This window comes from Xenorhabdus thuongxuanensis (assembly GCF_001908095.1).
GTDB classification, from domain to species: Bacteria; Pseudomonadota; Gammaproteobacteria; order Enterobacterales; family Enterobacteriaceae; genus Xenorhabdus; species Xenorhabdus thuongxuanensis.
Genome location: NZ_MKGR01000114.1, coordinates 1 through 443, shown reverse-complemented (window position 1 = coordinate 443; position 443 = coordinate 1). Strand labels below are relative to the sequence as shown.

At 38.4% G+C, this 443-nt stretch carries 1 protein-coding gene; it reads right to left on the bottom strand.

The genetic code is table 11. The features are described from left to right. Window positions 1-12: 12 nt before the first annotated feature. Window positions 13-443, bottom strand: a 431-nt coding sequence (locus tag Xentx_RS19465) for a hypothetical protein (RefSeq protein ID WP_208607615.1), incomplete at its 5' end; no start/stop codon positions are given.

The following is a 443-nucleotide window of genomic DNA, read 5'->3' as shown; positions in this document are numbered from 1 at the left end:
CTGAATAGTTCACTATTTGAGGGAATTGAGTATGGTTACAAAATTAGCACTGAGAACATGTAAATCTGCAACAGACTTATCTGTTCGGTTTTTCATCGGATTATTAGTGAGCGAAAATGAATTCATAATGGTTAGAAAATTCTCTCTACTCTCTCCTTTTAATGAAGCAGCTATGGCACAGGTCATAATTTCAAGTGCAGTAATTCTGTCCTCAATAGTATGCAGGGTACGAGATTTTTTTGCATCTTCGAAAAATTGGACAAGTTCATCTTTCGAGATCATAAGATTTAGCTCCTTTTTGTAGGTAGTTAATATTTCGCCCGCGTCTCGACTCAAAGAAACCGCAGGCGTAAAGATAATACCACAACACCCTGCGCCGGACAGGGCTAAAAGTCGGCAACATAATAATAGCGATGAGGTAATCAATATGCGAAATACTATCC